Source organism: Paraconexibacter sp. AEG42_29 (genome assembly GCF_040581415.1).
Taxonomy (GTDB): Bacteria; Actinomycetota; Thermoleophilia; order Solirubrobacterales; family Solirubrobacteraceae; genus Paraconexibacter.
The window spans coordinates 4,432,522-4,452,582 of record NZ_CP114014.1 but is presented as its reverse complement, the minus strand read 5'-3'; the positions used below and the strand labels follow the sequence as shown (position 1 = coordinate 4,452,582).

The 20,061-nt window shown below is 72.7% G+C and carries 22 protein-coding genes and 1 tRNA gene; 15 read left to right on the top strand and 8 right to left on the bottom strand.

Annotated elements, in window-relative coordinates:
* Positions 1–49: 49 nt before the first annotated feature.
* Positions 50–1,366, bottom strand: coding sequence for a DEAD/DEAH box helicase (locus tag DSM112329_RS21625; RefSeq protein ID WP_354698630.1), 1,317 nt, complete (start codon positions 1,364–1,366; stop codon positions 50–52).
* A 198-nt stretch (positions 1,367–1,564) separates the two neighbouring features.
* Here DSM112329_RS21625 and DSM112329_RS21620 point away from each other — a divergent pair, with 198 nt between their 5' ends.
* Genes DSM112329_RS21620 through DSM112329_RS21610 form a run of 3 tightly spaced genes read left to right on the top strand, consistent with a single transcriptional unit; the run spans position 1,565 to position 3,410 of the window.
* Positions 1,565–2,326, top strand: coding sequence for a rhomboid family intramembrane serine protease (locus DSM112329_RS21620; RefSeq protein WP_354698629.1), 762 nt, complete (start codon positions 1,565–1,567; stop codon positions 2,324–2,326).
* Positions 2,327–2,364: 38 nt separating this feature from the next.
* Positions 2,365–2,718, top strand: a complete 354-nt coding sequence (locus DSM112329_RS21615; RefSeq protein ID WP_354698628.1) for a hypothetical protein — start codon at positions 2,365–2,367, stop codon at positions 2,716–2,718.
* Positions 2,719–2,732: 14 nt separating this feature from the next.
* Positions 2,733–3,410: a metal-dependent hydrolase gene (locus DSM112329_RS21610; RefSeq protein ID WP_354698627.1), complete on the top strand. Its 678-nt coding sequence runs from the start codon at positions 2,733–2,735 to the stop codon at positions 3,408–3,410.
* Between the two features lie 13 nt (positions 3,411–3,423).
* On the opposite strand, the gene DSM112329_RS21605 is transcribed toward DSM112329_RS21610, so the two are convergent.
* Positions 3,424–3,690: a hypothetical protein gene (locus DSM112329_RS21605; protein ID WP_354698626.1), complete on the bottom strand. Its 267-nt coding sequence runs from the start codon at positions 3,688–3,690 to the stop codon at positions 3,424–3,426.
* Positions 3,691–3,795: 105 nt separating this feature from the next.
* On the opposite strand from DSM112329_RS21605, the gene DSM112329_RS21600 reads away from it, so the two are divergent.
* From DSM112329_RS21600 to DSM112329_RS21590, 3 genes are read left to right on the top strand one after another with little or no spacing between them, the layout of a single operon-like run.
* Positions 3,796–4,362 (top strand): hypothetical protein, encoded by a 567-nt coding sequence (locus DSM112329_RS21600; RefSeq protein WP_354698625.1) that lies wholly within the window; start codon positions 3,796–3,798, stop codon positions 4,360–4,362.
* A 37-nt stretch (positions 4,363–4,399) separates the two neighbouring features.
* Complete coding sequence (locus tag DSM112329_RS21595) at positions 4,400–5,092, top strand: hypothetical protein (RefSeq protein WP_354698624.1); 693 nt, start codon at positions 4,400–4,402, stop codon at positions 5,090–5,092.
* Positions 5,093–5,111: 19 nt separating this feature from the next.
* Positions 5,112–5,462 (top strand): tRNA-binding protein, encoded by a 351-nt coding sequence (locus DSM112329_RS21590; protein WP_354698623.1) that lies wholly within the window; start codon positions 5,112–5,114, stop codon positions 5,460–5,462.
* 18 nt (positions 5,463–5,480) lie between these two features.
* Here the strand turns inward: DSM112329_RS21590 and DSM112329_RS21585 are convergent, their stop codons facing one another.
* From DSM112329_RS21585 to DSM112329_RS21575, 3 genes are all read right to left on the bottom strand, one after another.
* Positions 5,481–7,115: an RNA polymerase sigma factor gene (locus DSM112329_RS21585; protein ID WP_354698622.1), complete on the bottom strand. Its 1,635-nt coding sequence runs from the start codon at positions 7,113–7,115 to the stop codon at positions 5,481–5,483.
* A gap of 208 nt (positions 7,116–7,323) precedes the next feature.
* Positions 7,324–8,271 carry a hypothetical protein gene (locus tag DSM112329_RS21580; RefSeq protein WP_354698621.1) on the bottom strand — a complete coding sequence of 316 codons (948 nt, stop codon included), beginning with the start codon at positions 8,269–8,271 and terminating at the stop codon, positions 7,324–7,326.
* Between the two features lie 138 nt (positions 8,272–8,409).
* Complete coding sequence (locus tag DSM112329_RS21575; protein ID WP_354702516.1) at positions 8,410–9,027, bottom strand: helix-turn-helix domain-containing protein; 618 nt, start codon at positions 9,025–9,027, stop codon at positions 8,410–8,412.
* A 298-nt stretch (positions 9,028–9,325) separates the two neighbouring features.
* Between DSM112329_RS21575 and DSM112329_RS21570 the strand changes: the two genes are divergently transcribed.
* The 4 genes from DSM112329_RS21570 to DSM112329_RS21555 all read left to right on the top strand — a co-directional run bounded on the left by DSM112329_RS21570 (position 9,326) and on the right by DSM112329_RS21555 (position 12,774).
* Positions 9,326–9,997 (top strand): hypothetical protein, encoded by a 672-nt coding sequence (locus DSM112329_RS21570; RefSeq protein WP_354698620.1) that lies wholly within the window; start codon positions 9,326–9,328, stop codon positions 9,995–9,997.
* 62 nt (positions 9,998–10,059) lie between these two features.
* Positions 10,060–11,622, top strand: coding sequence for an adenylate/guanylate cyclase domain-containing protein (locus DSM112329_RS21565; protein ID WP_354698619.1), 1,563 nt, complete (start codon positions 10,060–10,062; stop codon positions 11,620–11,622).
* A 30-nt stretch (positions 11,623–11,652) separates the two neighbouring features.
* Entirely contained in the window at positions 11,653–12,057 is a 405-nt protein-coding gene (locus DSM112329_RS21560) for a thioesterase family protein (protein ID WP_354698618.1), read from the top strand.
* Between the two features lie 60 nt (positions 12,058–12,117).
* Positions 12,118–12,774: a TetR/AcrR family transcriptional regulator gene (locus DSM112329_RS21555; protein WP_354698617.1), complete on the top strand. Its 657-nt coding sequence runs from the start codon at positions 12,118–12,120 to the stop codon at positions 12,772–12,774.
* A 284-nt stretch (positions 12,775–13,058) separates the two neighbouring features.
* Here DSM112329_RS21555 and DSM112329_RS21550 read toward each other — a convergent pair whose 3' ends face one another.
* From DSM112329_RS21550 to DSM112329_RS21540, 3 genes are read right to left on the bottom strand one after another with little or no spacing between them, the layout of a single operon-like run.
* Complete coding sequence (locus DSM112329_RS21550) at positions 13,059–13,985, bottom strand: Ppx/GppA phosphatase family protein (RefSeq protein ID WP_354698616.1); 927 nt, start codon at positions 13,983–13,985, stop codon at positions 13,059–13,061.
* 12 nt (positions 13,986–13,997) lie between these two features.
* Positions 13,998–14,834, bottom strand: coding sequence for a hypothetical protein (locus DSM112329_RS21545; protein WP_354698615.1), 837 nt, complete (start codon positions 14,832–14,834; stop codon positions 13,998–14,000).
* Between the two features lie 11 nt (positions 14,835–14,845).
* Positions 14,846–15,784 (bottom strand): D-glycerate dehydrogenase, encoded by a 939-nt coding sequence (locus tag DSM112329_RS21540; protein WP_354698614.1) that lies wholly within the window; start codon positions 15,782–15,784, stop codon positions 14,846–14,848.
* An 81-nt stretch (positions 15,785–15,865) separates the two neighbouring features.
* On the opposite strand from DSM112329_RS21540, the gene DSM112329_RS21535 reads away from it, so the two are divergent.
* From DSM112329_RS21535 to DSM112329_RS21515, 5 genes are all read left to right on the top strand, one after another.
* Positions 15,866–17,986 (top strand): methyl-accepting chemotaxis protein, encoded by a 2,121-nt coding sequence (locus DSM112329_RS21535; protein ID WP_354698613.1) that lies wholly within the window; start codon positions 15,866–15,868, stop codon positions 17,984–17,986.
* Between the two features lie 193 nt (positions 17,987–18,179).
* The gene (locus DSM112329_RS21530; RefSeq protein ID WP_354698612.1) at positions 18,180–18,545 is read left to right on the top strand and encodes a hypothetical protein; all 366 of its coding nucleotides are present in this window, start codon (positions 18,180–18,182) and stop codon (positions 18,543–18,545) included.
* Between the two features lie 45 nt (positions 18,546–18,590).
* Positions 18,591–19,361: a MerR family transcriptional regulator gene (locus tag DSM112329_RS21525; RefSeq protein WP_354698611.1), complete on the top strand. Its 771-nt coding sequence runs from the start codon at positions 18,591–18,593 to the stop codon at positions 19,359–19,361.
* Positions 19,358–19,780, top strand: coding sequence for a VOC family protein (locus DSM112329_RS21520; RefSeq protein ID WP_354698610.1), 423 nt, complete (start codon positions 19,358–19,360; stop codon positions 19,778–19,780). Before DSM112329_RS21525 ends, DSM112329_RS21520 begins: the two co-directional genes overlap by 4 nt.
* Positions 19,781–19,840: 60 nt before the next feature.
* Positions 19,841–19,914: transfer RNA gene (locus DSM112329_RS21515), tRNA-Met, on the top strand.
* Positions 19,915–20,061: the final 147 nt, after the last annotated feature.

The following is a 20,061-nucleotide window of genomic DNA, read 5'->3' as shown; positions in this document are numbered from 1 at the left end:
CATCACCCAAGGTGATGAAGAACGGGTCTCGGCACCCGAGAGGGTCCGGCTAGCGGCTGCTGGACCGGCGCGACCCGCCCGAGCGCGAGGAGCCGCTCGACTTGCCGCCGCCGTAGCTGCCGCCGCGGTAGCCGGTCGGCGCCGCGGCGTTGTTGCGCTCGCTCGGGCCGGTGTGACCCTTGCCCGAGCGGGTCTTCGGCCGCGACGAACGCGCGCTGCCGCCGTTCCCGCCGCCGGAGCCACCGCGCGAGGAGGACGAGCCACCCGAGCCGCCGCCGCGCAGGCCGGCCTTGGCGAACTGATCGGACAGCTCGAGCGCGCTGGCGATCGCGCCGACGTCCCGCGCCTGGTCGCTCATAACGAACGTGATGCCGATGCCGCGGCGCCCGGCGCGGCCGGTGCGGCCGATGCGGTGCACGTAGCCCTCGCGGTCCTCCGGCGGATCGAAGTTGATGACGTGCGAGACGCCCGCGACGTCGATGCCGCGCGCCGCCACGTCGGTGGCGACGAGCACGTCGACGTTGCCGGCCTCGAAACGGGCCAGCGCCTTCTCGCGCTGCTTCTGCGTCTTGTCGCCGTGCATGGCGACGGCGTCGATGCCCTCGCGGGTCAAGCGCTGCACGAGGCGGTCGGCGCCGCGCTTGGTGCGGACGAAGACGAGGGCGAGGTCGCGCTCGCGGCGCAGCTCCTCGGTCAGGACACGGAGCTTGTGCTCGTGGACGACCGACAGGAAGCGGTGCTCGATGCGCGCCGCGACCTTCGGGTCGATCGGCGGCGTGTGCTCGTGCTGGGCGGCGTTCTCGGTGTACGCCTTCGCGACCCGGCCGGCCTCGCCGTCGAGCGTCGCGCTGAAGAACAGCGTCTGGCGCGACTTCGGGCAGAGGTTCACGATCCGGTCGACAGCGGGCTTGAAGCCCATGTCGAGCATGCGGTCGGCCTCGTCGAGGACGAGGATCTTGATGTGGGACAGCGTGATCGCGCGGCGCTTGAGGAGGTCCTCCAGGCGGCCGGGCGTCGCGACGACGATGTGGGACTTGGCCGCGTCACGGGCCTGCTTCTGGATGCCGACACCGCCGTAGACGGCGGTGATCGACAGCGCGCGGGCGTGGGCCAGCGGGCGGATGTCCTCGACGATCTGCGAGGCGAGCTCGCGGGTCGGGGCCAGGATCAGCACCGACGGACGGCGGTCGGTCGCCTCGATCCGGTCGACGACCGGGATGCCGAAGGCGAGGGTCTTGCCGGAGCCCGTGGGGGACTTGGCGAGGACGTCACGGCCGGCGAGCACGTCGGCGACGACGAGGTTCTGGATGGCGAACGGGGCGGTGAAGCCCTTCTTGGCCAGGGTGCTGCAAACAATCTCGGACACACCGAGATCGGCGAACGACGGGGTCATACGAACCTTCGCTTCCTGTGACCGCCCGATTCGGTTGGCGGGTCACGTCTGATGGGGGAGGCGAGTTTCGTCTGACGGAAAAGCCACCTCGGGCATGCGGCGGCGCCACATGCGACCCATGACGATAGCACGGCGACCCCGAAGCGCCAGGACGCCTATCATCGGAGGCGGATGGCCGGCACCCCTGATCTCTTCGTCGTGTGCAAGAGCTGCGGCTCCGAGGTGAGCCCGTACATCACCGAGTGCCCGTACTGCGGGCAGCGGCTGCGCAAGCGCGCGCCGAAGATCGAGCGGGAGGACGGCGAGGCCCGCGTCAAGGAGTCCCGCAAGATGCCGCGGCCGACGCTCGGGCCGCTGCGGACCGGGGAGATCCCGGGCATCCGCGGGGACGAGTCGGCGCGCCCGTACGCCACGATCGTCCTGACCGCCCTCGGGGTCGTCGGCTTCCTCGTCCTGTACCTGGTCGACCGCGTGTCGGTCGGCGTTGCCGGCCCGATCGACGGCGAGTACTGGCGCTACGCCACGACGCCCTTCCTGTACGAGAGCGGCTGGGTGCAGCTGGCCTGCGTCACCCCGGTCGCGATCTACGGCTGGCTGCTCGAGCGGCGGCACGGTCCCGTCGCCGTCGTGCTCATCTGGGGCCTCGGCGCGATCGGCGGCGTCGTGCTCGCCACGAAGGCCGACGAGCAGGTGTTCGTCCTCGGCGGCAACGGTGGCGCGATCGCACTGCTGCTCGCCTGGGTCATCCCGATCCTGCTCGCGCGGCGGCGCGGGGACGAGGACGAGGCCGACCTGCTCGGGACGGCCGTCATCGCCGGCGTCGTCGTGCTCCTGTCGGTCGTCGCCTTCGGCGCCAGCCCCGTCGCGCTGCTCACCGGCGCTGCGGTCGGCGGTCTCGCCGGGCTGCTGCTGTCGCGCACGAAGCCGCGCTGAGCGGTCCGGCCCACCCGCGGTTTGTAGAGTCGGCCGTCATGGCCGACGCCCCGACGTACACCGCCGAGCAGGTCGACGCCGCCGTCACCGCGATGAGCGAGCCGGGTCGCCTGGATCACGCGCAGGACGTCGTCACGCACGCCGCGCCGGCGCTGCAGAAGATCCTCAACGACGCGCTCTTCGAAGGCGGCTACTTCAGCGGCGCGCACGAGGCCGCCGTCGGCCAGGCACTGGCCACCCCGGACGACGAGCAGCGCCTCGCGGCGATCAGGGTCCTGATCGCCGAGGAGGTTCGCCTCGGCCTGCTCATCGGGACAGCCGTCGGCTTCCAGCTCGCGCACGAGCTGCAGCACGTCGCCGGCACCCCGGACACCCCCGCACCCCCCACATAAGGAGAACCACCCCCATGGAGATCACCTTCCTCGGACAGTCCTGCTTCCTGCTGCAGGACGCAGGCGTCAGCGTGCTGGTCGACCCGTTCCTGACCGGCAACCCGAAGGGCGCGGCGAAGGCGGACGAGGTCCCCGCCGACGCGATCCTGCTGACCCACGGCCACCAGGACCACTACGGCGACACGGTCGAGATCGCCAAGCGCACCGGCGCGTCCGTCCAGGCGATCACCGAGATCGCGGGCGAGCTGGGCGAGGAGGGCCTGAACGCGATCGACACGAACTTCGGCGGCACCGCCGAGTACGAGTGGGGCAGCGTCCGGATCGTGCCGGCGTTCCACACGTCCACCACCCCGAAGGGCACGGTCACGCCCGCGGGCGGCCTCGTCATCGAGTTCGGTGGCAAGCGGATCTACCACCTCGGCGACACGGCCCTGTTCAGCGATCTCGCCCTGCCGGGCAAGCGCGGCAAGATCGACATCGCGATCGTCCCGATCGGCGGCCACTACACGATGGACCGCTTCGACGCCGTGGTCGCCACCGAGTTCGTCGGCGCCGACGTCGTGATCCCGTGCCACTACGACACGTTCCCGCCGATCGAGGCCGACGCGCAGGCGTTCAAGGCCGACGTGGAGCACGCCGGCTTCGCGCAGGTCGTCGTCCTCGACCCGGGGCAGTCCTACACCGCGAAGTAGGCGCGGGCGCGGGTCACGCGTGCGCGTCGGGCCAGGGCTGGTTCTGCCAGCCCCGCTCGAACCAGATACGGCGGTCGTGCCAGTCGTCGGCCATCAGCAGCGTGCCGGCCGCGAGCAGCGCCACGGTGCCGCTCATGTGCAGCCGGGCGGCGGCCAGCCCGGCTGCCGCGATGCCGGCCATGAGGGCCCCGGTGGCACCGTGGTGACACCGCTGGCCCGCGATCCAGAGTCGTCGCTGCGTGGCGTCATAGTGGACGAGATTGTGCGTCTGCGAGCTCATGGATCGATCACCTCACTCCGGGGATTTCTGATGTCACCTTCTGACCGCTATATCGGCATTCGACCGAAATCGTTGACGCTGGGATGCGTCCTGATCGCCCTTTCGTTGAGCGCCTGCGGTTCGGACGACGCGCCGTCGGGGGCCGGCGACGCCGGTGCCAGGACGGGCGCGGCGGCCGCGGAGACGGGCGCCGCACCCGCCTCGCCGGGCCCGGCGACGACCGGCACGGCCCCCGGTACCGCGACCGCCCCGCAAGGCACCGCGGCAGCGCCGGCCGCCACCACAGGGGCTCCGGCCGCCGACCCGGCGACCCCGTCGGCGACCGCCCCCGCGCCGCCGGCGACGACACCGGCCGGCGCAGCGGGCGCCCCCGGCGGTGACGAGGAGGGCATCCGGATCCCCGCGACCTTCTCGGTCGCGCCGGGCCGCGTGACACCCGCGGAGGTCACGGTCGCGCCGTTCCTCCGCGTCGAGCTGCGGCTCAGCTCGGGCGACGGCGCGGCGCACCGGTTCACGCTCCGCACGCCGTCCCCGATCACCGTCGACGTCCCCGCCACGGGACTCGTCACGCGGACGGTCGACGGGCTGAAGCCGGGCAGCTACGAGATCGCGGTCGACGACGGGGCGGCGGCCGGGCGGCTCACCGCGGCCGACGACGCCGTCGGGCCGTAGCCCGCCCCGGGGCGCCGCGCTCGTAGACTCCCGCACCGTGTCCCTCGTCCGGGAAGAGCTCGGCCCGACCCTGCCGCAGCTCGCGCGGCCGCACTGGGCGCGCATCTCGCGCGCGCACCGCCGGCTGCTCGGCGCCGCGCTCGCGGCGTTCGTGCTGCTGCTCGCCGCCGCCTACGCCGTCCTGCGCTCCGACCCGCTCGAGACGCTGGTCGTCCGCGAGCCGATCGCGTTCAACCTGATCCACCGGGCCGACTTCCCGAAGGTCGACCCGCGGCCCGGTGAGCTGCTGCGCCTCGAGGGGGTCCTGCCCGGCAAGAGCGGCGCGAAGGAGACCTACGCGGTCTCCGCGCTGACCGTCCCGCCGTACCGCGGGGACATCTCCTCGGCCTTCCTGGGGCTGGCCACGCGCAAGCTGGCGGAGCTGCAGGCAGCTGACCCGCAGCTGCGCTACCGCGGCGAGGGCAAGACCCGCATCAACCTGATTCCCGGGTATCAGCTGACCTACTCCACCCGCGAAGGCGGCCGTCCGGACGGCCGGACCGTCTTCGGCCGCGTCTTCTGGCTCGTCCCGGAGCCGGAGGAGGAGGGCGGGGAGCAGACGCGCGAGGGCGCGGTGCTCGCGCTCACCGCCCAGTTCTCCGGCCAGGTGCCCAACCCGACCGCGCTGGGCAGCGACGTCCTGCTGAAGGCGCCGCTGCGGTCGTTTCGCTTCGGGACCGAACGCCCGTGAGATCCCTCGGAGGACCCGCGTGAGCGACGACCCCGCCCGTGACCTGACCTGGCCGGAGTTCGAGCGGGTCGACATGCGCGTCGGGCGGATCGTCGCCGTGGACGACTTCCCGGAGGCCCGCCGGCCGGCCTGGAAGCTGCGGGTCGACTTCGGGGAGCGCATCGGCGAGCGGCGCTCGTCGGCGCAGATCACGAACTACGCGAAGGACGAGCTGCTCGGCCGGCTCGTGATCGGCGTCGTCAACTTCCCGCCGAAGCAGATCGGTCCCGTGATGAGCGAGTGCCTCGTGCTCGGGACCTACACCGCGGAGCGCCTCGTCCTGCTGCTGAACCCGGAGCCGGACGCGCAGCCGGGCGACCAGGTCGGCTGACCGCGGCCGCCGACCGACTCAGGGTGCGGCGGGGGCTGTCTCGGCCGGAGCCGGTGCGGCTGCGGGCTCGGGCGCGGGGGCTGCGACGTCCGCTGCCGGCGCCGCGTCGGCGGGCGCGGGCGCCGTGTCCGTCGGGACGGGCGCCGCGTCCGTGGGGGCGACGGGCTCGGCGGCGGGCGCCGGGGCGGCCGCGACCGGCGGGGGCGTGGTGTCCGCCGCAGGGGCCGCAGGCGCAGGTGCGGGCGCAGCCGGAAGCGGGGCGCCGGCGATGATCGGCGGCTGGGCCGGCGGCGTCGTCGCGCCGGCCTGAGGCGCCACGGGGCGACCGGTGACCGGCAGTGTCGTGGTGTCCGAGCCCGTCTGGGGCGGGCCGACGACCTGCGGGACCTGCCCGGTCACCGCGGGCGCGAGACCGTCCGCCGGCAGCGGCGCAGCGGGGTCGGTGACCGCGGCGACGGCCGGGGTGGCCGGGGGCGTGGTGGCGGCGAGCAGCTTCTCGCGCTTGGCCTTCAGGCGTGCGAGGGCGGCGGCGGTCTGGACCGCAGTCAGCTTGGCCACGGCGCGCGCCGGCTTGGACAGGGACGGTGCGGGAAGGACCGCGGGGGCCTCGGCGGCGGATGCCTCCAGCGGCTGCGGCGTGGTGACGACCACGCGCGGGGTGGCGGCGACCTTCGCAGCGGCGTCGGCCGCGCGCTTGCTGGCCACCGCGGCCTGCGCCTCGCTGGCGGCGATGGCGGGCTTGCGGCGGACGTGGTCCACCTCGACGGCCCCGGCCGTCACGATCGCCGCGGCGGCGATTCCGGCGGCGGTCTTGGTGACGACGGCGCCGATGCCGGCGGACAGCGCGCTGCTCGTGCCGACGCTCGCGGCGGCACCCGCACCGGCGGCGGTGGCCGAGCCGGCGGCGGCCTGCCCGGCACCCTGCATGATCACGAACTTCTTGAGCAGCAGCAGCGGCCCGATGGGGAACATCGCGGCGAGCTGGCGGTTCGTCGTTCGCAGGTCCTTGTCGAAGTCGTGGCAGCGCTCGCACTGGCGCAGGTGACGCCGGACCGGGGGGCTGCGGCGCTTCAGGCCTTCGGCGACCTCGCCGAGCTCATCGCGGACCTCCTCGCAGGAGAGCCGTCGCGCCTCGGCCGCTTCGGCCAGGGACACGCGGGCCCGCACCAGGAGCGACTTGACGGCCGGGACCGTCGTCTCCATCGCCTCGGCGATCTGCTCGTAGGAGAGGGCGTCGATCTCGCGCAGGAGCAGCGCGGTCTTCTGCGTCTCGGCGAGCTCCTGCACGTCGCCGATGAGCTCGCGGAACTGCTCGCGGGCGTGGACCTTGTCCGCGGTGGTGGCGCCGTGGTCCGCGAAGTGCGCGTCCATCGAGTCCACGCCGATCGCCGTCTGCCGCCGCATGTGGTTCAGCGAGCGGTTGCGCGCGATCCGGTAGAGCCACGGCCGCACGTTGATGGGCCGGTCGTCGGCGATCATCGCGTTGAAGGCGGCCGCGAAGACCTCCTGCAGTACGTCCTCGGCATCCTCGCGGGACCCGAGCATGTGCCGGCAGAACGCGAGCAGGCGCGACTGGTAGCGGCCGACCAGCGCTTCGTAGGCCGCCTGGTTCCCGCGCCGGGTGAGGGCGACGAGACGTTCGTCACCCGCCATCCGCAGGAGCGGAGTGGGTCCGCGCAGGCCGGCTGCGCTTCGGGATGTGAGGCTGGAGGCTTCCACGTGTGAGTGGGGACTGGGGGCTACAACGCCGCCCGGCGCGGAAGGTTGCGCCGGGGTGCGGCAGCGCCGTGGTGGCAGCCGCCGCACCTCCAGGGTAGCCGGCCGAGGCGGGAGCCTCGGCGGGTCCTCACACGATCCTCATTCAGCGGGTGAAGCTCTTCGCACCCTTGAGGAACGCGTCGTACGCCGGGCGGGGGGAGCCGTCCGGATGCACCAGGCCCGCGTCGAAGCGGTTCGTGCAGTCGGTGCCCTGCCAGTTGTACGAGTACAGGCGGGTGATGTCGGACCTGAACTTCTTCGCCAGCGTGAACATGTACGCCATGCGCTTCGCGGCCCGCGACTCCGAGCACGGGAAGTTGCTGCCGAACGAGATCAGCGCGCCGGTCTCCGTGAGCCAGAAGTCGGTGTCGATGACGTCCGCCTTCTTGACCGCCTTGATGATCGTCGACGTGCCGGTCGAGCGGGCACGGTTGACGTCGGAGTAGTTGTGGATCCCGATGATCTTCGCGTACTTCCGCTTGGACGACGGCACGGCCGCGTAGAACTTCTTGATGTACGTGGCGACGCCGGACTGGTCCAGGACGTCGAGCGCGACGATGGTGCAGCCCGAGCAGATCGAGCGCATCGCGACGAAGAACTCAGCGGCACGCTTCGGCGAGCGGTAGGTGGGCTGCGAGGCGTGGTTCGCCTCGTTCCAGGCGCCGAACTCCTTCACGCCGAGCTTCTTGTAGCGCGTGATCAGCGTCTTGACCTTCTTCTTGTAGTCCGAGACCGACGGCAGCTTCGCCTTCTTGGACTCGAAGTTGTCGGTCGAGATGTGCAGCAGCACCTTCACCTTCGCGGCCTTGGCGGCCTTCATGAAGTTGTCGGCCCGCTGCAGCTCGAAGCTGCTGCTGGCGGCGTTCCAGGGGATGAAGTAGCGCGTCTTCTTCATCTTGAGCGCCTTGTAGACAGGAGACGCGAACATGTTGGGGCTCTGGTCGCCGACCCCGACGGCGATCTTCGTCGTCGCGGCCTGGGCGCTCTGCGCACCCGCCAGGACGGCGAGGCTGAGCACGAGGGCGAGGAGGGTTTTCGGAACGTGGGACATGGTCATCGCAACCGTCCTTGCCCCCGGTTCGTTGCGGTCACACCTCATGAGAAAGGTATGAGGACGACAGTGCCGCGAGAACGACGACGACCCGCACGCGGGCGGGTCGTCGGGACTGCATGCTTGTGGCGGCGTCGGTCAGGCGACGGCGGCTTCCCGCGCGTGGAGCGGCGCGAGCCCGTCCAGCAGGACGTTCGCCTGCGCCTGGTCGCCCGCGATCTTTAGGCCCTTGCGGTCCTCGTCGGGGCCGAGCGCGGCGACCCAGGCTGCTTCCGTGCCGCTGATGGTGGTCGGCGCGTCGGTGAGCGCCTCCTCCTGCACGGTCACGGCGCCCTTCTTGGCGGTGACCGCGTACACGCGGTCCTCGTCGTCGGGGCGGGTGACGATCAGCTGGGTGACCCCGCGCAGGCCCTTCGGCGCCTCGAGGCCCGGAAGCGAGCGCAGGACGGCGCCGATGTCGACGGCCTCGCCGGCGCGGGGCGCGGTCCACGCCCACTGATAGCCCCAGCGCGCCAGGGCGCCGATCACGGGAAGCAGGTCACGGGCGCGTTCGGTCAGCTCGTAGTCGACGCGCGGGGGGACCTCGCGGTAGCGCTGGCGGGTCAGCAGGCCGTCCGCAACCATGCGGTTCAGCCGCGAGCGCAGCTGCTCGGTCGAGATCCCGGGGAGGGTGCGCTGTAGCTCGACGAAGCGGCGCGGGCCGCCGACGAGGTCACGGACGATCAGGAGCGTCCATTTGTCCCCGACGAGATCCAGTGCGCGCGCATCCGGCGCCCACTGGTCGTAGGGGTGGCGCTTGGGCGGGGGCGGGGCGGGGATGGCGAGCTCCTTCAGCTGGGGTGGGACGTGCTCGATGCCGCGTGGGACGGCGTCATTCCCGATCTACCTTACCGCGGTCTGTTGAGCGACGCGCCAATATCCGCGAGCCCGCGTCGCAGCTGCACTGTGCGCACCCAGACCAGTCACCCGACTTAGCGCGAGTTTCTTTCAAACCTGCCGTTAGAGCCGGGAGTAGCGTCGCCCCGGAGGCGGCGCGCGGACGGGGTGGAGCGAAATGGGCGACGTGATCGACATGGCAGGACGCCGGCGGCAGCGCGGCGCAGTGGCGGAGCGGCTGGACCATCGCCTCCCGAGCACCGCGGCGACTTTCTTCTTCGACCTCGCCTCGCCGGAGACGTACCTCGCGGCCGAGCGCGTCACGCGCGGGTTCGCGGAGGTCCGCTGGGTCCCCGTCCTGGGGGACGCCGTCGGCGACGGCTGCCGGGATGACGAGGAGCTGCAGCAGCGGGCCGAGTGCCGTGCCACCGAGCTGCGGATGCCGCTGGTCTGGCCGGAGCAGATGCCGGTCTCGTTCCTGTCCGCCATGCGCGTGGCCGACTACGCCTGCGATGCGGGCCGGGGTGAGCCGTTCGTCCTCGCCGCCTGCCGGCTCGCGTTCTGCGGCGGGTTCGACCTCGACGACCCGGACATCCTGGCGGAGGCGGCCGCCGCAGCCGGGCTGCCGCTCGACGACTGCCTGAGGGCCGCGGGCGACCGTGGGCGCGATGGCGCGCTGATCGAGCGCGGCCGCCGGCTGACCGCGCAGGGCGCTCAGCTGCTGCCGGCGGTGCGCGTGCGACGGACCCTGTTCTGCGGCGAGGACCGCCTGCTGGAGGCGGCCGCCGCCGCACGCGTCACGGGTCCGGCCCGCTCGCTGGCACGGCCGGACTCGCCGACCGCCGGCTGAGCGCAGCCGCCGGGCCGCGCCGCGGGTGGCGCGAAGCCCGTCGGCCCGTCACACTCCCGCCCATGCTCGGCGGCCCGATGCGCTGGCTCTACGCGAAGCTCGGCCGACGCTACGTCCGCCTCGTCCTGTTCATCCAGATGCAGGGCGCGCATGTCGTGGTCGCCGGCGGCGCCGGCCTCCTGCAGCTGTTCGTCCGGGCGGACGGCACGACATTCCTGCAGATCCTCGCCGCGTCGCAGGTGCTGGTCGTCGTCGACAACGTCATCTCCTGCCGCGTGACCTCGAAGCTGCTGCGGCCGGCCGACCCGTGGCAGCGCGGCGACCACTCGCCCGAGGCAGCCGATGCCGCCTGGCACGCCCTCGCCGGGCTGCCGCTGGCGTTCGTGCGCCGGCGCGTGCTGCATCCGGTGCTCATCACGATCCCGCCGATCGCGGCGTTCGCGACCTGGCGCCTGGAGGTGCCGTGGTTCCCGGCCTTCTTCGCGCTGGCGGGCGCGTCCGGCGTCGTCCTGCTGTACGGCTCGATGCTGCGGTTCTTCGCGATGGAGATCATCACGCGCCCGGTGCTCGAGGCGGTCGCCGCCGACCTGGGGCCGGACGTCGACCCTCGGCGCACCTCGGTCTCGCTGAAGACGCGCCTGCTCGTCGCCCTCCCGGCGATCAACATCATCAGCGGGGTCGTCGTCTCCGGGGTCTCCGCCAGCGGGGGCGACCGCTCCATCGACGACCTCGGCATCGGCGTCGCCGCGGCGATCGTGGTGGCGTTCACGATCTCCCTCGAGCTGTCGATCCTGCTCGCGAACTCGATCCTGCAGCCGCTGCGCCAGCTGCGCCGCGGGACGGACGCCGTGGCGGCGGGCGACTTCAGCGTGCGGGTTCCCGTCCTGGGCGGCGACGAGACGGGCGCCCTGGCCGCGTCGTTCAACTCGATGGTCGCCGGCCTGCAGGAGCGCGAGCTGCTGCGCGAGGCGTTCGGCGCCTACGTCGATCCCCAGCTCGCCGAGCGCGTGCTGGCCGAGGGCACCGAGTTGGGCGGCGAGGAGGTCGAGGTCACCGTGCTGTTCGTCGACATCCGCGACTTCACGGCGTTCGCCGAGCGCGCGAGCGCCGCCGACGTGGTCCGGCAGCTGAACCTCTTCTACGCGCTCGTGGTGCCCGTCATCGCGCAGCACGGCGGCCACGCCAACAAGTTCGTGGGGGACGGGCTGCTGGCCGTCTTCGGCGCCCCGGACCACCTGCCCGATCACGCGGACGCGGCGACGGCGGCGGCGCTGGAGCTCGTGGCGAGCGTGCACGAGCGGTTCGGGGACACGCTCCGCGTCGGGGTCGGCATCAACTCGGGGCCGGTGGTCGCCGGGACGATCGGCGGCGGCGGCCGCGTCGAGTTCACCGTCATCGGGGACGCGGTCAACACCGCCGCGCGCGTGGAGTCCGTCACGCGCGAGACCGGGGACGACATCCTCCTGACGGAGGCCACGCGCCGGCTGCTCGCGCGTGACCACGGCGCGTTCGTCGAACGGCCCACGGTCGACCTGAAGGGCAAGACCGAGCGCGTGCGTCTGCACGCGCCCGTCGCCGCCGCGGCCACCCGGCCCGGCCCGGTGACCGACGCCGTCCGGGCCTGAGACGCGGCTGCCGTCTACCCTCGACGGCCGATGACGAGCCCAGAGTTCCGCCGGACCATCACGCTGCGCCGCCGCGACATGGACGAGCTCGGCCACGCGAACCAGGCTGCCTACCACGAGTTCCTGGAGGAGGCCAGGGCCGCGTTCATCGCGGACCTCGGGGTCCCGGACGCGCGGCCCGACGCGTACGTGCTCGCCCGGGTGGAGCTCGACTACCGACGAGAGGTGCGCCTGGCCCACGGCACCGTCGACGTGGTCGTCCGCGTGGAGCGGGTCGGCGGCCGGTCGCTGACCCTCGGACACGACGTCCTGCAGCCCGACGGCACGGTGGCCGCCACGGGCCGGACGGTGATCGTGGGCTGGGACGGGGAGGGGCGCTGCGCACGCGACCTGACCCCGGGCGAGCACGCCGCGCTCGCGGCCCACGCCACTTGACCCGGCGGCAGAAGCCGTCGCCCCAGGAGCTGAACTCGTTTCAGGTAATGTCGCTCGCGCATGAGCGACCAGACCCTGACCCGCCGCGGTGAAGCCACCCGCGCGCGCCTCCTCGAGGCTGCCGTGGACGAGCTCATCGAGCGCGACGGCGCGCTCGAAGTCGCCTCCGTCGCCGCGCGGGCCGACGTCTCGGTCGGCCTGCTCTACCGCTACTTCGGATCCAAGGCGGGCCTCGTGGCGACGGTGGTCGCCGACTTCTACGACCGCTCGCTGAAGGAGACGGGGGAGGGGGACGACCGCTCGCTCGACTGGGCGGCGCGGGAGCGCGGGCGGACGGAGCGCTCGGTCGCCTTCTACTACCGCGAGCCGCTGGCACCGATCGTGCTCACGCTCCTGGCGCGCGAGGGCGAGGTCGCCGCCGTCGAGGCGCGGTTCATCACGAAGCTCGTCGACGACGCCGCCCGCAGCGTGCAGCGCGGGCAGCGGCAGGGCGAGATCCCCGAGGACCTCGACGCGCGGATGATCGGCGCGATGTTGATGGGCGCGTTCCGCGTCGCGATCGCCGAAGCGCTCACGCGCAGCCGGCGTCCGTCCCAGTCCGCGCTCACGGAGGAGATGTGGCGCTTCGTGGTGGCCGGTGTGCGGTTCGCGCCCGAGGACGTGCCGGAGGGCCGCGTGGCGCCGCCGTCCGAGGACGCCGGGCCGCCGACCGCTTAGCCTGGATCCACGCTTAAACGTCGGAAGCCGCCCGAAGGCGGCTTCCAAACTTGGCCCCGTCAGGACGGGCAGGGGTACGTGCCATGCAGGGCCGATGAGGTGTCCGGGCGGCGGGAGGCGCCGGGATGAAGCGGCTGATCGCCCGGACTATGTATGCCGGGCCATCTGGCGGGAACCTTGCGGTTCCTCGCCTTCGCTCCCGACAAGGTGAGTATCGGGGCACGTCATCGTTCGCACAATCGGACACCCGTCCAGGGCGGTCCCCAGAAGTGGGGTCTCGCGGGTCAGGCGGTGCCGGCGAGGTGGAGCGCGGCGCCCCGCAGGATGTCGTGCTCGGAGACCTCGACCGTCTCCAGGCCGAGCAGCCGCATCGCCTCGACGAGCATGACCATCCCCGCGATGACCGTCGGAGCCCGGTCGGGGTGCAGGCCGGGAAGGGCGCGTCGCTGCGCTTCGTCCAGCTGGGCCAGACGGGCGAGAAGCGCCTCGCACTCGGGCAGGCCGAGCCGGTAGCCATGGACGCGCTCGGGGTCGTAGGGCTCGAGCTCCAGCAGCATCGCGGCCGCTGAGGTGGCCGTGCCGGCGACCGCGACACCGGCGCGGACGGACTCCCGGACCGGTGCCGGGACAGCGGCGGCGAACGTGGCCCGGACGTCGGCCGCCACGGCGATGAGCTCCTCGCGGGTGGGCGGATCGTTGCGGATGTGGCGCTCGCCCTGGCGGACGACGCCGACCTGCGTGGAGACATGGAAGTCCACGGCCGCCCGCGCACCGACGACGAACTCGGTCGAGCCGCCGCCGATGTCGATGACCGCCACCGGCACCGGGGCAGACGCGGCCCGGGAGTCGGTCGCGCCGAGGAACGTGAGCTGGGCCTCCTCATCGCCGGTGATGGTGCGCGCGTCGAGGCCGAAGTCCGCCCGGACCCGTGCGGTGAACTCGGCGCCGTTCGCGGCGTCGCGGACCGCGCTCGTGAGGACGGCGATCGTTGCGCCGCCGGCGTCGTGCCGGTCGATCAGCGTGCGGTAGGCGGCGAGCGCGGCGAACACGCGGTCCATCGCCTCGGGGGCGAGCGACCCGGACGCGTCGACGCCGTGACCCAGGCGCGTGACGGTCGACTCGCGCTCGAGCTCCGTGATCGTCCCGTCCACGACGTCCGCGACGAGCAGGCGCGTGGAGTTCGTCCCCACGTCGACGACGGTGACGCGCATGTTCGTCGCTGCCTAGACGGCGGGGTCGCGGAGGATGTTCTGCAGCTCATCGACCTGTTCGCGCAGGCCGCGGGCCTGGGCGAGCAGATCGGCCCCGCCGGACTCGTCGCCGATCAGCGCGAGCTCGACGACCTTGGTGGCGACGGTCGAGAGCGCGCCGGTCAGCGAGGAGAGCTGGTGGACGTAGTCCTCGACCTTGCGCTGCAGGCGGTAGAGGCTCTTGAGCTGGTCGTTGAGCTGGTCGATCCGCGCCTGCGAGCCGTTGTTCGCCCGCAGCGCGTTGAGCTCGGCCTGCAGGTGCGTGGGGTTCTGGCCGCGGACGTAGGTGTTGACCATGTTGGCGCGAGCCGCGGTCTTCTCCATGTCGTCGATGATCAGCGACAGCTCCTGCCCGAGGCCGGAGAACTCCTTGCCCGTCTGCGCGAGCGCGTCCTTGACCGACTGCTCGGTGCGGTGGGCGGACCGCAGGTGCACCGCGAACTGCTCGGGCATGGTGGACGGGTCGATCCGCTTGGCGGCCGGGGGGAGCGCCGGGCCCGTGGGCGCGGCGGCGTTCAGGATGCGCTGTCGCACGCCGGCCGGTGGCGGCGGCGGGGCACCGTCCGCCACGCCCTGCCGCTGCTCACGGTGCTCGCGGAAGACCTTCTCTGCCTCGTCCTCGTCGAAGAACGTGCGGGCCGACATCCCCGCCAGGACGACGAGGCCGGCCAGGAGGCCCGCGCCGCCGGCGATCCCGGCGACCACCACGAGCGCAACCAGCGCGGCGATCAGGTTCACCGGGCGCGTGACGGCGTTGACGAGCAGCAGGTTGCGTGCGCTCTTGCGATCGAGTCGGGCAGGTGGCGTCATCGTCTTGCTGTTCAGTCTGGCAGGGTCGGCGACGGCGCTGGATGGGGGAGCGGCTCGCCGGCGATCCCGGCGAGGACGTTGGCGACGGCGAGCTCGGCCATCTGCTCGCGGGCGCCGCGGGTCGCCGACCCGATGTGGGGGACGACCAGCAGGTTCGGCGCGTCCAGCAGCGGGTCGTCCGGCGGCAGGGGCTCCGGGTCCATGACGTCGAGCGCAGCGGCGGCCAGGTGACCCGAGCGCAGGGCCGCGGCGACGGCGACCTGGTCGACGACGCCGCCCCGCGCGGTGTTGACCAGAATCGCCCCCGGGCGACAGGCGGCAAGCGCGGCGGCGTCGATCAGGTGGCGCGTCGCCGGGGTCAGCGGGGTGTGGACGCTGACGAAGTCCGCCTGGCCCAGCGCCGCGTGCAGGTCGTCCGAGCGCCCGACGCGCAGCACGCGCATGTCGAATCCGGCGGCGCGGCGGGCGACCGCCTCACCGATCCGCCCGGCGCCGACGATCACCAGCGTCGCGCCGTGGACGTCCGCGCCGAGCCAGCGATCGGGGACCCACGTGTGCCAGTCCCCCTCGCGGATCGCGCGCTCGCCCTCGGCCAGGCGACGCGCGGCGGCGAGCAGCAGCGCGAACGCGAGGTCCGCCGTCGCCGCCGTCAGGACGTCGGGGGTGTTGCCGACCGGGATGCCGCGGGCGGCGCAGGCCGCGAGGTCGATGTTGTCCACGCCGACCGCGTAGTTCGCGACGACGCGCAGCTGCGGCGCGTGGTCCAGCAGGGCGGCGTCGACGCGCTCGGTGAGCATGCACAGCAGGCCGTCCGCGCCGGCGATCGCGCGCTCGAGCGTCGCGCGGTCCGGCGGCAGCTCCCCGTCGCAGACGGTCACCTCGTGGCCTTCGGCGGCGAGGCGATCGAGCGCCGCGAACGGCAGCCGGCGGGTGACGAGGACACGGGCCACAGGGCGGATGCTCTCAATCTGGGCGGCCGATGGTCGAGAACCCCGAGTGTCACCGTCGGGGCCACCACCAGAAGGGAATCCATGTCGTTCCTCAGCCGCAAGCCCAAGCACGATCCAGTCGTCGCCGAGCTCTCCGAGCGCCTGGCCGCACTGGACAACAACTGCCTTTCGGCACTCGAGCGGGGGCTGACCGGAATGACCACCGGCGACCTCACGATCGCCGCGCAGCCCACCACGACGCCGATCACCGCGGCGTCGAACGACCCGCAGGTGCAGGCGCTCGTCGTGCAGTTCAACTCGATGCTCGGTCGTGCGCAGACGGCCCTGAACGCCTACAACCAGATGCGCGAGGACCTGCGCTCGGCGCTCGGCGACCAGTCGTGCCTGCACGAGCTGCGCGGCCGGCTGGCGTCGCTCAACAACAACTGCCTGAACTCGCTCAAGGACGGCCTGCAGGCGATGGAGGCCGGGGACCTGACCGTCGAGGTCCAGCCGGTGACCTCGCCGCTGTCCGCCCGGCCCGGGCAGGAGCTCGGGGAGCTCGGGGACATCTTCAACGGGATGCTCGGCCGCGCGCAGACGTCGCTGGAGGCGTACAACGCGACGCGCGAGGACCTGCGGGCGGGCCTCGGCGACCAGTCGTCCCTCAAGCAGCTCGGCGAGCGCATGACGTCGCTGAACAGCGTCTGCCTCACGAACCTCGAGGTCGGCCTCGGCGCGATGTCCCGCGGCGACCTGACCGTCGACGTGCAGCCGGCGACGACCCCGATCACCGCGCGGGACGGCCAGCAGGTCGGGCAGCTCGGCGAGACGTTCAACGGAATGCTCGGCCGCGCGCAGACGTCGCTGGAGGCGTACAACACCACGCGCGAGGACTTCCGCTCCGCGCTCGGCGACCAGTCGTGCCTGGACCAGCTGGTCCCGCGCCTGGACTCGCTCAACAGCAACTGCCTGACCAACCTGCAGAAGGGCCTGGAGGCGATGAGCCGCGACGGCGACCTGACGATCGAGGTCATCCCCGTCACGACTCCGGTGCAGACCGGCGACGGGCTGGCGCCCGGCACGCTGGCGGAGATCTTCAACGGGATGCTCGGCCGCGCGCAGACGTCGCTGGAGGCGTACAACACGATGCGCGAGGACCTGGCCACGGTCGCATCGACGGTCGAGGTGGTCGCCGCCGGTGACCTCAGCGTCGAGATCCGCTCCAAGGGCACCGAGGACACCCTCGGCAACGCGTTCGGCGAGATGACCGCCAAGCTCGGCGACCTCGTCGGCCAGGTCGCCGTGATGGCGTCCCAGCTGTCCTCCGCCAGCCAGCAGATGGCGCGCTCCAGCGACGAGGCCGGGCGTGCGATCGGGGAGATCGCGCACGCGGTCAGCGACGTCGCCCACGGTGCCGAGCGTCAGGTGCGGACCGTCGAGAGCGCGCAGCGTATGACCGAGGAGATGGTCACCGCCACGCAGTCCAGCGCGTCGTCCGCCGCCGAGGCGACGACCGCGGCGCGAAACGCCCGCGAGGTCGCGACCGAGGGGGCCAAGGCCGTCGAGCAGGCGACCGCCGCCATGGTCGGCGTGCGGGAGAGCTCGTCCGCCGTCAGCGGCGTCATGGGGGACCTCGCGAAGAAGAGCGAGCAGATCGGCGGCATCGTCGAGACGATCACGAACATCGCCGAGCAGACGAACCTGCTGGCGCTGAACGCGGCGATCGAGGCGGCCCGCGCCGGCGAGCAGGGCCGCGGCTTCGCGGTCGTCGCCGAGGAGGTCCGCAAGCTCGCCGAGGAGTCCCAGCAGGCAGCCCGCTCGATCGGCTCGCTGATCGGGGAGATCCAGAGCGAGACCCGCCGCGCGATGGAGGCCGTGTCGGCCGGTGCGTCCCGGACCGACGAGGGCGCGTCCACCGTCGAGCAGGCCCGCGAGAGCTTCCTGCTCATCGGGCAGTCGGTCGACGACATGAACGAGCGCGTCGCGCAGATCGCGGGCGCGATCCAGCAGATCGCGGACTCGTCCACGCAGGTCCAGACGGACATGGTCGACGTCGCGAGCGTCGCCGAGCAGTCCTCCGCGTCCGCGCAGCAGGTCAGCGCGTCCACGCAGGAGACGACCGCCTCCGCCCAGGAGATCGCGGTCAGCGCCCAGGAGCTGGCGGAGCGGGCCGAGGTGCTCGAGTCGCTGGTCGGGCGCTTCAAGCTGGCGGCGGTGTAGCCACCACTGCCGGGTCCCGCCTGGGACAGGTGACGGCGACGGCGCGCTCCGCTCTGCGGGGCGCGCCGTTTGTCGTCGCGGGCGCCGCCGGCGGCGTGGCGCGTTCGCCGTGGCGCGGGACTGCCACGATCCACCGCGATGTAGTGTCTGAGCCCGTTTTCCGTCCCTCGTCCGCTGAACGGAGCTGTCCCTGATGCACCGCCGCAAGTCCCTTTTCGCGCTCCTCGCCGTCCCGATGGTCACGCTGGCTGCGTGCGGTGGCGGCGGCGACTCGGACGAGGACAAGATCACCAGCGTCATCAACGACGTGAAGGACAACCCGGCGTCCCTCTGCGACCACTTCTCCGCGGCGGCCCTGAAGTCGATCCCCGGCGGCAAGGCGGCGTGCGTCAAGCAGGTCAAGGCCGACCCGCCGAGCGAGGCCGACGTGAAGGCCAGCAAGATCAAGAAGATCGAGGTCGACGGCGAGAAGGCCACCGTCACGAACGAGACGAAGTCCGGCGAGGCGACGGCCAAGTTCGTGAAGGAGGACGGCGAGTGGAAGTTCGACGTCCAGTAGCCGGCGCTTGACCCTCCCGCGGGGGGAGGCCCGATCATTGGGGCCATGGCCGCTGACCTGCTCTCGATCGGGCGCTTCGCCCGCCTCACCCGGCTGAGCGTCAGGCAGCTACGCCGGTACGATGAGCTCCAGCTGCTCGCGCCCGCGGTCGTCGACCCCGACACCGGGTACCGCTTCTACCACCGTCGCCAGGCGCGGACGGCCGCGACGGTGGCGCTGCTGCGGGAGCTCGACGTCCCGCTCGCGACGGTCCGCGAGCTGCTCGTGGCCGAGCCGGAGGCGGCGTCGGCGCTGCTTCAGGCCGAGCGCGACCGCCGCGCTGCGGAGCTCGACCGGGCGGCGCGCAGCGTCGCGATGCTCAGCCGCCTGGCGGCAGAGCCGGAGCGCGATCCCGAGGTGACGGTGGTCCGCGAGGCGCCCGGTCGCCTATGGGCGCTGACCCGCGAAGCGACCCCCGAGACCGTCGGCGCGGTGACGACCGCGCTCGCCGATGCGCTCGCCGCCGCGCTGCCGGATCCGTCGCCGCCGTTCGTCGCGCTCTTCCCGGTCGACGTGCCGGACAGCTTCGACGTCGTCCTCGGCGTGCCGCTTGCGGCCGGCGCGTCGCCGCCGCCGGGCACGACCGCCGTCGACCTGCCGGGCGGGCCGTGTGCCGCAGTCGTCCACGACGGCCCGCGCGACACGCTCGCGCTGAGCTGGTGGCCGCTGCTCGCCTGGGTGCACGAACGCGGGCTGGAGCCCGCCGGCCCGGTTCGCGAGACCTACCTCGACCCCCACACCACCCGCCTCACGGTTCCCCTGAAGGAGGAGCGATGACGACCCATGCCCTGTACCCGGTCACGATGAGCGAGGACCCGGAGGTGACCGCGGAGTTCTACTGCGAGCTGCTCGCGCTCGAGCGGACGTTCACCGCCGACTGGTACGTGTCGCTCGCTGCGCCCGGCGGCGGGCCGCAGCTGGCCACGGTCGCCCGCACGCACGCGTCGATCCCGGACGGGTTCGCCGCTGCTCCCATGGGCGCGCTCGTCACCGTGGAGGTCGAGGACGTCGACGCGGTCCACCGGCGAGCGGAGGCGATGGGCCTCCCGATCGCGCGGTCGCTCCGGGACGAGGACTGGGGCCAGCGCCACTTCATCACGTCAGACCCCGACGGCCTCCTGGTCGACGTGGTCCAGGTCATCGCCGCGTCGCCCGAGTACGCCGCGCAGTACACGGACGCGGCCCGCCCGGTCTGACGGTCGCCTCGCCGGGGTGCCGTCGCGGGTGGCCCGGTGGTGCTAGTATTCCCAGTCCGTCGCGGGGTGGAGCAGTCCGGTAGCTCGTCGGGCTCATAACCCGAAGGTCGCAGGTTCGAATCCTGCCCCCGCTACTTCGAAGCCCCCCTCTCGCCAGGGGGGTTTCGTGCTTCACGGGGCAACGCGACGGATCGTCGTGGTCTCGTGTTTCGGTTGCGGACACGCGGCAATCGTCCGTTCGCGCCAGGCCCCGCGCCAGGTGCACATTCAGGCGGTGTTCA